This is a genomic window from Methanofollis sp. UBA420 (assembly GCF_002498315.1).
Lineage (GTDB): Archaea > Halobacteriota > Methanomicrobia > Methanomicrobiales > Methanofollaceae > Methanofollis.
On record NZ_DAGX01000007.1, the window covers coordinates 327902 to 340714 of the forward strand.

At 60.6% G+C, this 12813-nt stretch carries 11 protein-coding genes; 3 read left to right on the forward strand and 8 right to left on the reverse strand.

Features of this window, described 5'->3' with window-relative positions; genetic code table 11:
- Positions 1 to 10: 10 nt before the first annotated feature.
- From BP869_RS11755 to BP869_RS11780, 6 genes are all read right to left on the reverse strand, one after another.
- Positions 11 to 574, reverse strand: coding sequence for a LemA family protein (locus tag BP869_RS11755; protein ID WP_342679879.1), 564 nt, complete (start codon positions 572 to 574; stop codon positions 11 to 13).
- Positions 575 to 655: 81 nt separating this feature from the next.
- Positions 656 to 841: a hypothetical protein gene (locus BP869_RS11760; RefSeq protein WP_342679881.1), complete on the reverse strand. Its 186-nt coding sequence runs from the start codon at positions 839 to 841 to the stop codon at positions 656 to 658.
- A 39-nt stretch (positions 842 to 880) separates the two neighbouring features.
- Complete coding sequence (locus BP869_RS11765) at positions 881 to 1954, reverse strand: WD40 repeat domain-containing protein (RefSeq protein WP_342679883.1); 1074 nt, start codon at positions 1952 to 1954, stop codon at positions 881 to 883.
- Positions 1951 to 3921 (reverse strand): helical backbone metal receptor, encoded by a 1971-nt coding sequence (locus tag BP869_RS11770; protein WP_342679885.1) that lies wholly within the window; start codon positions 3919 to 3921, stop codon positions 1951 to 1953. The genes BP869_RS11765 and BP869_RS11770 overlap by 4 nt, the downstream gene beginning before the upstream one ends.
- A gap of 1 nt (position 3922) precedes the next feature.
- Complete coding sequence (locus BP869_RS11775; RefSeq protein ID WP_342679887.1) at positions 3923 to 5518, reverse strand: DUF4430 domain-containing protein; 1596 nt, start codon at positions 5516 to 5518, stop codon at positions 3923 to 3925.
- The gene (locus BP869_RS11780) at positions 5503 to 7704 is read right to left on the reverse strand and encodes a PQQ-binding-like beta-propeller repeat protein (RefSeq protein WP_342679889.1); all 2202 of its coding nucleotides are present in this window, start codon (positions 7702 to 7704) and stop codon (positions 5503 to 5505) included. Before BP869_RS11780 ends, BP869_RS11775 begins: the two co-directional genes overlap by 16 nt.
- A 503-nt stretch (positions 7705 to 8207) precedes the next feature.
- On the opposite strand from BP869_RS11780, the gene BP869_RS11785 reads away from it, so the two are divergent.
- Genes BP869_RS11785 through BP869_RS11795 form a run of 3 tightly spaced genes read left to right on the forward strand, consistent with a single transcriptional unit; the run spans position 8208 to position 11130 of the window.
- Positions 8208 to 9134 carry a FecCD family ABC transporter permease gene (locus BP869_RS11785; RefSeq protein ID WP_342679891.1) on the forward strand — a complete coding sequence of 309 codons (927 nt, stop codon included), beginning with the start codon at positions 8208 to 8210 and terminating at the stop codon, positions 9132 to 9134.
- Positions 9131 to 10399, forward strand: a complete 1269-nt coding sequence (locus BP869_RS11790) for a heme ABC transporter ATP-binding protein (protein ID WP_342679893.1) — start codon at positions 9131 to 9133, stop codon at positions 10397 to 10399. The genes BP869_RS11785 and BP869_RS11790 overlap by 4 nt, the downstream gene beginning before the upstream one ends.
- Positions 10396 to 11130, forward strand: coding sequence for a sugar phosphate isomerase/epimerase (locus BP869_RS11795; protein WP_342679894.1), 735 nt, complete (start codon positions 10396 to 10398; stop codon positions 11128 to 11130). The genes BP869_RS11790 and BP869_RS11795 overlap by 4 nt, the downstream gene beginning before the upstream one ends.
- A gap of 386 nt (positions 11131 to 11516) precedes the next feature.
- On the opposite strand, the gene mtrH is transcribed toward BP869_RS11795, so the two are convergent.
- Together mtrH and mtrG are read right to left on the reverse strand one after the other, a co-directional pair.
- Positions 11517 to 12539 (reverse strand): tetrahydromethanopterin S-methyltransferase subunit H, encoded by a 1023-nt coding sequence (mtrH, locus tag BP869_RS11800; protein WP_342679896.1) that lies wholly within the window; start codon positions 12537 to 12539, stop codon positions 11517 to 11519.
- Between the two features lie 15 nt (positions 12540 to 12554).
- A partial coding sequence (mtrG, locus tag BP869_RS11805; RefSeq protein WP_342679898.1) for a tetrahydromethanopterin S-methyltransferase subunit MtrG occupies positions 12555 to 12813 on the reverse strand: 259 nt, incomplete at its 5' end.

Consider the following 12813-nt stretch of genomic DNA (forward strand, 5'->3'; position numbering starts at 1 on the left):
CTCTGTCACCTCAGAACTCGATCTTCGGCGCCTTCTCGATCTCTTCCTCGAACTCCAGGTACTCGAGTTTCTTCATGTGGATGAGGGAGGCGACGATGTTTGAGGGGATCGTCTCGGTCATCGTGTTGAGCTGCTGGGCGATGTTGTTGTAGGTGTAGCGCTGGCGGGCGATCTCGTCCTCGATATTCCTGATGGAGGACATCAGTTCAGAGACGGTCGCCTGGGTCTTGAGGTCGGGGTAGGCCTCGGCGACGGCAAAGAGCCTGCCGATGATCGACCTGGACTGCTTCTCGACCTCGTTGAGGTCGCCGGGGTCGGCCTTGCCGACGCCTGCCCGCATCGCGGTGACCTGTGTGAGGGTTTCCTTCTCGAAGGAGGCGTAACTCTTCACCGAGCCGAGGAGTTGCTCGATCTGGTCGAGCCTCTTCTTCATGGCAACGCGGATCTGGCCGAGGGTCGCCTCGCCCGAGTTCTTTAGGTTCATGAACCTGTTGTAGATGCTGATAAACCAGCCGACAATGACGATCAGGACGATCGCGATGACGGCGATGAGGATGATAGTACCAAAATCCATATATTCACCTTGCTGAAAGGTCGCTTTCCCGGGATATGAAGATATATGTCAGATGGTCCGGCATGCGTGTCTCTGTCACCCTCACCCTCCTCTCTGCCCGGCAGCCCCTCTTGACGGGGTGGGCGTCAGGGTCTTTGTCCGGCCCCCCGTCTCGTTGCGTCCCTCCCTGCCGACCTCTGGTGTGAAGATCGTCGGCAGGCTTGTGGCGGCGCGGCCGGTCATTGACGTGAGCGCTGCGCCGTCTGCGTCAGGAACTGCCCGGCCCATGGGGGGGACCCGCGCTCTGGCGGGTTCTGATATAAAATATCAGTCCCGCCGCATGGCGTACATCGCGGCGAAAAGAGATATGATGACAGAAAACGCCCCGAGAGGGGAGCGGGCAGCCTCTGACTCTGCCGGTCTCGTCTCATCGGGGGCGGTCAGGGCAGGTGCTGTCGGCGTGGTCGCGGTTTCTCTGGCAGGCATCTCCTCCCGGGCCTGATAGAGAGTCACTCTTTTTCCTTCGCCTGCTGCCACGATCCTCTTTCCGTTGCCGGAGATCGCAAGGGCATGCGCCGGAGTGTCGACGACAGTGCCGATGATCTCGCCCCCTGGCGAGCGGAGGACGATCCCCTCGCCGCCCACGGCGATCAGGGTCCCCTCCTCTGCAATCCCAACTCCCGGGAGTCTGTCTCCTGAAACCGTTGTCCAGAGAAGATTGCCGTTCCTGTTGATGCAGGAGGCCACGCCGTGGTCGGCACCAACGGCGATATATGACCCGTCGCCTGTGACCGAGCAGGAGAGACTGCTGCTTCCGGTGTCATAGCGCCACAGCACCTTTCCGTTGCCCGCGTATCTCAGCACCATCCCGTTTTTCGCTCCTGCCACGATAGATGTGGCGTTGTCGGCGAGGTCCAGAGTGACGATGTCATCGTCGGTCTGAACCGACCATGGCGGCAGAAAGACCCCGGTGGCGTTTTCCCTGAAGAGCACCAGGCTTTCATTGTCAAAGCCCCCGGCAATGCAGGAACCGTCCGGGGAAACGCCGACACCGAGGGCAAAATAACCGTTCGCGTGCCTGAAGATCCTGCTGCCGGTGCCATCATATGCCCTGAGGTCTTCCCCACCGGTGACAACAAGAGAACCGTCCCCTGATATCCCGACAGTCCGGGCGTGGCTGCCAGGTACCTCCCAGAGCAGTGCGCCGCCGACAGAGCAGCAGGAAAGAGTGGAGTCGGTAAGGACGGCAACTGTCGATCCGTCTGCCGAGATGGCGACGTCTTTGACGGTATCTGCAGATGTTTTTTCCCATATGGGTTCAAAGGACGGCCCGGCATGTGCAGGAGCCGCTGTCATGGAAAAAAAGAGGATGACGACGAGGAGCAACTGTGGCGTTCTCATCCCGTCCTCCGGAGAAGAATGCAGGCCCCGAGGAGTGAGATCATACCGGCGACGGCGCCGAATCCTGGTGACGGTGCGGCGGTGGCGGATGCGGCCGCCGACGCTGTCGGGAAGAGTTCGGGGTGAATGTCGGCGGCGACCTCTTCGAGGGCGTCGACGATCCGCGGACCGCCGCGGTCGATGATGTCTGAACTGACAATATACACTTTATCATCCTTGATGGCCTTCATCTTTGCAAAGCGGGGCTCGTCCATGAAGTACCGGTAAATAAGATTGTTTCCGCTCTCTCCCATTCCTGTCCCCGAGTTCACCAGGACGATGTCGGGATTGGTGGTGATGAATCGTTCGAGGGTGACGATCTGCCAGCCTTCAACATCGGAAAATGCATTCTTCCCGCCGGCAAGGGTGATGAGCTCGTTCTGGAAGGTGGCATTGCCGCTCACCCAGATGGGGTCGTACCAGACGGCATGCATCACGCTCGGGCGCTCGGTGGTCGTCCCGACGGCTGCGGTCACGGCATCGATCCGTGTCTGCATGGATTTCTTCAGGTCGGCCGCCTCTGCTGTGCGTCCTGTCGCCTCTCCGGCGAGGGTGATGTCGCGGAGCGTCCCCTGCATGGAGTCGGGGTTGAGGGCGACGACAGTCAGGCCCAGGTCCCTGAGGTGGTTGACAACTTCCTCGGTGTTGCCGTATGCCGCAAGGACAAGGTCGGGCTTTGCCGCCACCACCCGTTCGATGTTCACGGTGGAGAACCCGCCGACCTTTGGTTTATCCTCTGCCTCGGCAGGATAGTTGCAGTAATCGGTCACGCCGACCACCCGGTCGCCGAGACCGAGGGCAAAGAGGATCTCGGTGTTTGCCGGGGCAAGGGAGACGATGCGCCTGGGCTCCTGCGCGATGACAACCCTCTCCCCGAAGTCGTCGGTGAGGGTCACCGGCTGCCACAAAGACGAGGCTGCGGCCGGAGTCGTCTGTGCTGTCGGTGTCGTGACGGCCTCTGTCATTGCGGCCTCCGCCGGAGTGAAGAGGGAAGGCGCCTCCTGGCCAGGGAGGATGGGATAGGGCCTTCCAAGCAGGGCCGGGATAGCCCGTGCCGTCATACCACAGGGGTTCTCTGCGGTATATGCCGTCCATGTGAAGGATCCGTCGGGCTGCTGGAGACTCTGGAGATAGGAGACTGCGTCTTTGCCGTTCTTCGACCACTTCGATGGGTCTTCGCCCGCGGCGGTGGCGGCCTGGACCACCCATGCCGCGGATGCTGCGTTCGACGAGGACGAACCGCCGTAGTTGAAACCGCCGTCGTCCATCTGGTGCTGCCTGAGATAGTCGAGGGCCTTTGCAACGGCAGGGGAGTTCTTCGGTTCGCCCGCCGCTATGAGCGCCATGACCACAGCTGCGGTATCGTCCGAATCGCTCTCGGCACCGGGCATCCAGCCGTAGCCGCCGTCCTCGTTCTGCTGCTTCTTCAGCCAGGTGGCGGTTTTTTCTGTCTCTTCGCCCGTGGCGGCAAGGCCGAGCAGGCCCCAGTAGGTGGTGTAGACGAAATCGCCGAACTGACCGTCGGGTTTCATCCGCCCCTTCAGGTCGGCGAGATGGTCGTGCCCACCGAAGGCGTGCGGGTCGTCGCCTGCGGCGGCGATCAGTGTCACCATCTTCCCGAGTTCGGCCGTTCCTTCGGGTTGCGCGGCCTCGTCGGAATTTTTCCAGTAGTCGACCGCCGATGTGCCGTTCACTGTCCATGCATGTGGGTCCTCGCCGCTGGCGACGATCGCCATCACGGCAAACCACGAGGTACCCGGGTTTGTCTCTCTCCCCGGTTCGGCGAACCCGCCGTCGGCCTGCTGGCAGGATCTGATATAGTCCATGCTCTTCTGGATGGCCGGGTCCGTTGCGTCCGTCGGGTAGGCGGCACCGAGGGCGCAGCAGGCGGTGCAGAGAAGGATAAGGATAGGAAGTGTCAGTCTCATTTCAGTCATCCCTTTTCCTGATCACGTACGCTGTACATCCGATAAGGACACCGGAAACGATGGCGAGGGTGCTGAGAGGCGCCTTTTGTGGTGCGGTCGTTTCAGGCGGTGCCTCTGTGGAAGGTGCGGCGGCGTCTGTCGTGTTCATCGTTGCCTCTCTTTCACCGAGGGTGAGGAGTGCGAACCCGGATAGCCCCTCCGGGGAGTCTGCCTCAAAGATCAGGTTGCCTGCACTGTCCGTCACGGCCGGCCGCGTCTCCAGGAATGTGACCGTCCCGTTGTCGGCACAATGTGCGATCCTCACGGCACCGGCGCCCCCGTGCGCCTCCACCCATGCAGGGGGGACGGAGATCCTGATGGTGGCGCCGAGGATGTCCTCACCATTGGCGATGCCGGTCTTCTCCACGTGCATCACACAGGCCACCGCACGAATGGCCTTTTCCTCATCGACTGCGAGCAGGGCAATCGCCGACTGTGCCGCCGGCGCGAGTCCGGGTTCATAGGTCACGTTCACCCCTGCCTCGGCAGGCAGTCCCCTGAGCAAGAGGTTGATCCTTCCCCTGACATCCCCGACCCCCTCGATCGCCCCGGTGACCGGGTCCAGTTCCGCTGTGACGCTCTTGATAAAGCCGTTTGCGATACCGTTCTTCTCCATGATGTCGCCGGTCAGCACGGTCATCAGGAGGCCGGGGCGCTCGATGATGATGCGGTCCCCCCGTACCGTCACCCGCACGCCTTTCTGTCCGGCACTCGTATTGACCGTGATCCGCGACCTGCCCCCCTCGGTGGTGATGGAAACGCCTGCCGGGAGGCCGAGTGATATCCCCGGCCCTGTGGCCGGCCCGAGGCCGGGCGTCGTGCCCCTGCTGGCGGCACCCGAACTCCCGCTGTCCGAACTCCCGCTGTCCGAACTCCCGCTCCCGAAGACCACCCTGAGATAGATGGTGTCTTTTGATGTCGCCGGGGTGTCGCTCATGCTTTCGCTGTAGTAGAAGACGACTTTGTCACCGTTATTCACATGGTAGGAATTGGCACCGACGGCCGGGGAGACTCCGTTGACCTGGTACATCCACCCGGCCATCCCCTCTCCTGCTCTGCCATTGACGGAGGTGAGGTACAGGGTGCCGTAGGCGGCGTACCATGTGTCTTTCACTGTATATGAGGTGTCGGAGGCGTCGAGCGTACCGAGAGCGGTCCTGCGGTCGACGGTATAGGGCTTCCCGCTCTCTGCGGTCACGTTGAAGGTGCCCGATCCAAGGGTCACGTCTCTCCAGACGATCGAATCGTCGTCACCGCTGTCGCCACCGCCTCCTCCTCCGCTCTTCGTGATGGCGACCGACCGTGTGGTGGTCTCACCGCCTGCAGTGGCGGTGATGGTGAGGGTACCGGTGGTGTGGGGGATGAACTTCACCGTCGTTCCATGTGCATAATATGGCGTTCCACCGTTCATCTGGAAGGTCACGTCTGCCTCTGTATCCAGGGTGATCATGACGGCCGAGTCCGGTGACGACCCTGAGACGTCCATGGTGAGCGCTGTTCCGGGTGCTGCGAGCAGGAGAAGGAGGAGGAAAAGAACCTTCATCATGTCACGATGCATTCGATACCCCCACTCTGAGAGATGCAGTTCTGTGGGTAATCCCCGAGGCGGTAGACGCCAGCACGAAGGGTGTACGTGCCGGTTTCTGCCTGTAAAGGCACGGCTACAAGGACGGGAATGTCCTCCAGAGTTTCCCCTGCTGACAATCTAACGGTTGTTGTTCCTGCCAGGGATTCTCCCTTATCATTGATGCCGCTGGCGGTGACAATGTACCAACCGTCGGTATTTGTGTGAAACGTGGCATTCACCTGTATCCATTTGCCTCGCGGGGCCGATTGTCCGCTTTCCAGCGAAACAGAGAGATCGGGCACCAGGACGGTGATGTTGACGACCGCGTCCGACTCACTCAGGGGTGACGGTGCGTAGTCAGGTGCTCCGCCCCAGGTGCCATTGTAGAGGGTGATCAGGTCGCCGTCTGTGCAACGGTAGTTCCCTATGCCGAGGGATGCCTGCTCTCCATTGACCAGGAAGATCCAGCTACCTTCGATGCCGCCGATGTCGGTGAGATAGTGCCCCCATGCGCCGTATGATGCATTGTAGGTGAACGTCCCGGATTTCGAGGCTGCGTCCAGTGCGGCAAACGCCGAGTCTCCCCACGCCTCATGGTCGCTAACGGTGACGTTTGTTCCTGGATTGAGGGTGACTGTTCCCTCCCAGCCTGTGAAAGACCCTTCCCCCTCTGGTGCGAAGATGTGAAGTTTCCCATCATCACCGCCAATGTAGAGATTTCCTCTGGCGATTGCCGGCGATGACATAATGTTGTAGAATTTTCCTTCTGGCGGACGGAGCGTGTGGTGCCACATCTCGGTGCCGGTGGCGGCATCAGCCGCGTAGACCGTGCCCTCGGCCACGTTGGTCGCGAAGTAGACGGTGGAGTTGGTCACCACGGGAGACGATTTGACCTCGCCGTTTGCGGGGAAAGACCACTTTTCAGACCCATCGACGGTGCTAAGACAATACAGGGCAGTGGATGATCCTGCATAGAGCGAATCCCCTTTCACAGCCGGTGTACAGAGTGCATTGCCTCCAAAGGGCACGCTCCACTGCAGGGTCCCGTCGGAACAGGCGATCGCGGAGAGGGTGGTTCGCGTTGTGATGTAGGCGGTGCCATCACTGATGGTGGTCGCCATCGACATGATGGGCCCGTCGACCGGGCATTCCCATACTTTTGTCCGGGTGGTGACATCCACGCAGAAGAGGGCATGGTCTGTCCCGTTATACGCCTGGAAGAAGACGCGTCCGTTGTCTGCCGAGGGAGAGGCATAGTATCCAACAGGATCGTCGATGGCGTGACCGGTCGTGACATTCCAGATTTCGGTACCCCCGGGGTTGAAGACGTGGAGGGTTCCGTCTGACCGGGAGATGACATAGACCTGGCCGTCATAGATGAGAGGAGAGGATGCGAGTCCCCAGTACTGCCCGTCGTTCTCCAGGTTTTTGTGCCACAGGACATGTCCGTCAAGGCTCAGCGCATAGAGGGAACCTCCGTATGACCCGACATAGAGGCGGTCGCCTGATACGGCTGCGGTGGAGTACCCTCCCCCATCGTCGAGGGGGGTGTGCCATTCGACCGCCATGGTCGTGGCATTGATGCAGTAGACATCTCCCATCGACGCGGTGATATACACACGACCGTTATCGATGACCGGGGACGCATAGGCCGGGCCGTTGAGGGAGATCTCCTGGACGTTACCCGCTGTTTCCGGCCCTTCGCCACTGACACAACCGTCCCGTGATGCACAGGAATGGAACATCGGATACTCGCCGGTCGGCTGCGGGCCTGGGATGTAGGGGATCTGTGTGGTGATGTTGACGACTGCGTTCGACTCACTCAGGGGTGACGATGCATAATCTGGTGCTCCGCCCCATGTACCGTTGTAGAGAGTGATGAGGTCACCGTCCAGACAGCGGTAGTTCCCTATGCCGAGGTTTGCCTGCTCGCCGTTGACCAGAAAGATCCAGGTGCCTTCGATGCCGCCGATGTCTGTGAGGTAGTGTCCCCATGCACCGCATGACGCATTGTAGGAGTACTCCCCGTATGCTGCTGCTGCTGCATCCAGTGCGGCAAGTGCCGAGTCTCCCCATGCCTCATGGCCACTGACGGTGACGTTTGTCGCCGGGTCGAGGGTGACTGTCCCCTCCCAACCGGTGAACTCTGCAGCGGCCGCGGGCGCGGCCAGTATCATCAGGAATATGCAGCATATCCCTATACCATAGAAATTATCAACCATTCCGACCTCATCCATTTTAACTGTATTATGTCAAAACAAATTTATAAAATATCGTGGTCTTATATCAAATATATTTTGTTTTACGCGGCACCAACGAGTGTACGCCCCTTATGCTCACCGGGATACAGACTTCAGGCAGAGGAGACGGGTTTTCCAGGATACAGGAGGCAGAAAAATAGTGAATGCTGGATATGCACGGGATGTGGACGTTTTTTTCAGGCCAGACAGAGAAGATAAAACGACTCTCACTCTTCGCGTATGAGGTACCATGACATCTTGACTCATATCTGAGAGTATTGGCTGATGCCATCGTATGGGAGAGACAAAACCGAGACGTGCAGGACCGCTGGTGCATATGCCCGGTTGATGACAGGGCGTGCCGCCGTCACTTGAGTAAATTTATTTGCTTTAAGATAACATAATTTGATGACTGCTTCATGCAAAGAAAGAACTGGACGATGCTGATTCCCCTATTCTTTTTCCTTCTCCTGAGTATCGTCCTGTCCACCGCAATCGGGGCGAGCGGTTTTGCCCTCCTCCAGATGGACCCTGAAACCGTCTCCATGCTCCTCTTTGACGTGCGCCTGCCGCGGGTGCTGGCCGCCCTCCTTGTCGGTGCCGGCCTTGCCGTTGCCGGTACGGCAATGCAGGGCCTCTTCAAGAACTCGATGGCCGACCCCTATATTATCGGCACCTCTTCTGGCGGCGCTCTCGGCGCTGCCATAGCGATCGTCTTCTTTGCGGGTGTGGGCCTGCCGGTCTTCGCGTTTATCGGTGCCACCGCGTCCACCGCCATCGTCTTCCTCATCTCCCGCCGGGACGGCCGGGTTGCGGTGGAGACCCTCCTCCTCTCCGGGATTGCGATGTCGATGTTCCTCTCCGCCATACTCTCCTTTATCATGTATCTTTCCGGGAGCAGCCTGCACCAGATCATGTTATGGCTGATGGGCGGTTTCTGGAATATCTCGTGGAGCAATGTCTGGCTGGCCCTTTCCATCCCTGCAGCGTGCCTCATCCTCTTCGTCTTTGCACGCGACCTGAACGTCATCTCCCTCGGTGAGGAAGATGCGGTCCACCTCGGCGTCGATGTCGAGAGGCTGAAGGTCGTCCTCCTCCTCCTCTCTTCCTTCATCACCGGGATCGCCGTCTCAGTCGCCGGCTCCATAGGCTTTATCGGGCTCATCACACCGCACGTGATGCGCCTTCTTGTCGGCCCCGACCACCGGATCCTCGTCCCCGCCTCCATGATGGCCGGCGCCATTCTCCTCCTCTGGGCAGACACCCTCGCCCGCACCATGCCGAGCGAGATCCCGGTCGGTATCGTCACGTCGCTCTTTGGCGCACCCTTCTTCATCTATCTCTTACGGAGCAGGACACGGACATGACAGAGATAATGGTCAGAACCGAGGACCTTGGCGTCGCCTATGGCGACACCCCGGTGCTGCAGGCGGTCTCGCTCGCCGTGACCGAGGGGTCCTTCATCGGGATCCTGGGGCCGAACGGTTCAGGGAAGACCACCTTTCTGCGTGCTCTCTCCCGGATCCTCAAACCCGCAGCCGGGACAGTCTCTATCGAGCAGAAAGAGATATCGGAATATTCCATCAGGGAACTTGCCACGCGGGTCGGCGCCGTCCCGCAGGAGACTGGCATCACCTTCGCATTCACCGTCGAGGAGATCGTGCAGATGGGCCGCCACCCCTATCTCGGCCCTCTCTCCTCGATGAAAGAGGAGGACTATCTGATCTGCCGGGAGGCGATGGAGCAGACCAACACCGCCCACCTTGCCGACCGTCTCATCACCGAGATCAGCGGGGGCGAACGCCAGCGGGTGCTCATCGCCCGCGCCCTCGCCCAGCAACCGAAGGTCCTCCTCCTCGACGAACCCACCTCCCACCTCGACATCAGCCACCAGATCGAGATCCTCTCCATCATCAGGGAACTGACCCCCCGTGTCACGGTCATCGGCGTCTTCCACGACCTCAACCTTGCGGCCTGCTTCTGCGACAGGATCGTCCTGATGGAGAAGGGCCGGGTCGTCGCCGCCGGTGTACCGGCAGAGGTGCTCACCGACGAGACCATCCGCAGGGTCTTCGGGGTCGGGATGATGGTCAGGACGCATCCCCTCACCGGCCGGCCGTACCTCGTCCCGCGGTATGAACCTGCCCTGACCGGGGATGGCGGCGGTCTGCACATCCATGTCGTCTGCGGCGGGGCCACCGGGGCCGAGACGATGTACGCCCTCTCCGCCCGGGGACATCATCTTACGGCAGGCGTTCTTTCGGCCAACGACTCAGACTGTATCGCCGCCGAGGCCCTCGGCATCGACGTCGTGAAGGAATCCCCCTTCGCCCCCGTCTCGTCTGCTTCCCTTGCGTCCCTTGCCGATATCCTCAGGACCGCCGACGCCGTCGTCGTCACCGAGATGCCGGTGGGGCCCGGGAATATCGCCAATCTCAGGGCCCTCACCGGACGGCAGGGCCTTCCCATCTTCGTGCTCTCCGCTTCGGGGACGCCCTTTTCTGTGCGTGACTATACGGGGGGCGAGGCGACCTCCATCTTCATGACCCTCTGCCGGGACGGCGCCTTGATGGTCAGGAGCGTGCCCGAACTCCTCGAAAAACTGGGAGACCTGGTGGCGGCCCGGGAATGACCGTCCCTGTCGGTGCCTCGACGTACTGCCTGATGGACAGACCCCTCGGCGAGGCTCTGGAGACTCTTGCCCGTGCCGTCCCCCTCGTCGAAATTCTTTCCGACTCCTCACACTCACTCTTCTCCTGTGCCGACGTCTGCACATCCTTCGATCTCAGGTACATCGTCCATGCCCCCACCTCCGACCTCAACATCGCCACCCCCAACGAGAGGATGCGAGAGGCGTCTGTGCAGATCATCGCCGACCTCGCCGTCATCTGCGACGAGATCGGGGCGGAGAGGCTTGTCATCCATCCGGGCTTCTGCATGGAGAGAGGAGTATGGGCGGCTTCGGAGGCGGCGCTCCTCTCCTCCCTCCGCGATCTTTCTCGCCTCCAGGAGGGCGCCGCGGTCACCTTTGCTATCGAGAACATGGGCTCATGGAGTTGCTGCCACTTCAGGGACCCCGGCCTCCTGCCCGTTCTTGACGACCTCGGTCTCGGCTTCGCCCTCGACGTCGGCCACGCCTGCCTCACCGGCACTCTCGATGCCTTCCTCAGGGAAGGACGACCTGTCCACCTCCACCTCCACGACAACCGCGGCACGATGGACGAGCACGCCGCCTGCGGTTCCGGATGCATCGACTTTTCGGCCGTCAGGTCTGCCCTCTCCCCGTCGGCGACCGCCGTTATCGAGGTGCTGAAACCAGCGGCCGTGGGGGAGAGCCTTGTATATCTGGATGGGATGTGGTGAGGGGAGGTTGAGGCTCTCCTCCGGGGGGCTTTTGCCCCCCCGGCCCCCCGCGTTAGGATATGCGGGGATGGCAATCCTCTCTTCAGCAGTTTCTGCTCTATCTTCCCCGTTCCAATCCTGAGTGGGGAACGAGCGATAGCAAACTCAAGAAGACCGTTAGGTCTTCGAGGTGCGAGCAGGAGCGAGCTTGAGAAAGCCATTCGATTTTCGAGTAGTCCTCTGTGAACTTTAGAGGGAAGGCAGAGGGCAAGCGCTCTTTCAGAGATCCGCCTGAAGCGTTTTTCCGGGCCTGATGTTCATCACACCCACGTACCAACAGAACCCACGCGAAGGTGCATACAAAGCCCGGCACTGCCGGGAACAAAAAGAAAAAAAGGAGATTGGATTTAGACGAGCATCTTGATCGGGTGCTTCTCGGCCTGAACTTCGCCGCCGAGCTCCTTGAGAGCCTCGGCAAGGACGATGTCGCTGAATGCGGCCGCGGTGGCGATGCCCTCCATGTTCTCGATAGGCCCGAACATGATCAGGTCCGCACCGAGGGTCATGGCCATGATGTTGCAGCCGATATCAGGGGATGCCCATGCCGTCTGCCTGATGCCTTCCATGCCACCGAAGTGGTGGTGGGACATCTGCTCGAGGAGGAGGTCCTTGCCCTCGTACTGGGAGGCGAGGACGCTCTTGCGCCAGCGCTTGAGCCAGGTCCAGGAGACGGTCATGTTGTGGTAGGCGCCGCCGGTCGGCATGCCGTGGATCGCCTTGCAGGCAAGGATCTCACGGAAGGAGCCGCCGGAACCGAGGCCGAGCGGAGTGGCCGCAGTGTCGAGGATCGGGCGGGTGATGCCGCATTCCTCGGCAATGGCGAGCATGGACTGTGCCTGGCCCGCAACACCGCCGTCCTGCAGCACCTTCTCACGGCCGGCGACCGACGGGTCACCGGGGTTGAAGGCGAGGACGATCGCCGAGTTGACGTCCGAGTTCTTCAGGGCCTCGATGCTCTCCGGGGTGATGGAGCCGTTGATCGAGTTGTAGATCGCGCGGTCCGCGATGCCGACCTCGGTGACGTACTTGCAGGCGTGAGCGAGTGCGTCCGGGGCCGAGGAGTCCATCAGGAACGGGGTCTTGTCATCGATCGAGCAGAACCAGTCGAAGTAGCTCTCGAACGCCTCGCCGTGCTCGGCGATGATCTGGATGAAGAACGGGTTCCCGGTCTGGTCATACAGTTCCTGGGTCCGGTTCCAGAGCGCCTCGGCCTTTGCCTTGTCGATCTTTCCAGTGTGGTCGTCGAGCACTACCTCATGCTTGTTGTAGAAGATGGATGCGCCAAGCACTCTCGGGTACTCACCCGGCTGGCCACCGATCTTGATGCCGTTAAAGTCCCAAACGGCCTGTTCCTTCTCAAACTTGAACATACTGATCTCGCCTCCTTACATCATCAGTTTCATTATTTTCGGGAGCAGGAACACGATCATCTCAAAGACGACCAGTCCGGCCACCAGTCCATAGAGAATGCCGATGTCACGGCCGATCTTACGACCGACACGCTGGGCGACCTCGGCATTTACGAACTCAATCTTCGTTTCGATGTCATCGAGTCTCTTCTCGATCTCGAGGAACTGCGGGTTTGCACCGGCGACCGCAGCACCTGCGGCACCGCCCTCAGCTTCCTTGACTTCGACGACAATC

Excerpts from the sequence above, each read along its gene's own strand:
- BP869_RS11755 (WP_342679879.1), bottom strand. The coding sequence starts at position 574 with ATGGATTTTGGTACTATCATCCTCATCGCCGTCATCGCGATCGTCCTG.
- BP869_RS11760 (WP_342679881.1), bottom strand. The coding sequence starts at position 841 with ATGGGCCGGGCAGTTCCTGACGCAGACGGCGCAGCGCTCACGTCAATG.
- BP869_RS11765 (WP_342679883.1), bottom strand. The coding sequence starts at position 1,954 with ATGAGAACGCCACAGTTGCTCCTCGTCGTCATCCTCTTTTTTTCCATG.
- BP869_RS11770 (WP_342679885.1), bottom strand. The coding sequence starts at position 3,921 with ATGAGACTGACACTTCCTATCCTTATCCTTCTCTGCACCGCCTGCTGC.
- BP869_RS11775 (WP_342679887.1), bottom strand. The coding sequence starts at position 5,518 with ATGCATCGTGACATGATGAAGGTTCTTTTCCTCCTCCTTCTCCTGCTC.
- BP869_RS11780 (WP_342679889.1), bottom strand. The coding sequence starts at position 7,704 with ATGATACTGGCCGCGCCCGCGGCCGCTGCAGAGTTCACCGGTTGGGAG.
- BP869_RS11785 (WP_342679891.1), top strand. The coding sequence starts at position 8,208 with ATGCTGATTCCCCTATTCTTTTTCCTTCTCCTGAGTATCGTCCTGTCC.
- BP869_RS11790 (WP_342679893.1), top strand. The coding sequence starts at position 9,131 with ATGACAGAGATAATGGTCAGAACCGAGGACCTTGGCGTCGCCTATGGC.
- BP869_RS11795 (WP_342679894.1), top strand. The coding sequence starts at position 10,396 with ATGACCGTCCCTGTCGGTGCCTCGACGTACTGCCTGATGGACAGACCC.
- mtrH (WP_342679896.1), bottom strand. The coding sequence starts at position 12,539 with ATGTTCAAGTTTGAGAAGGAACAGGCCGTTTGGGACTTTAACGGCATC.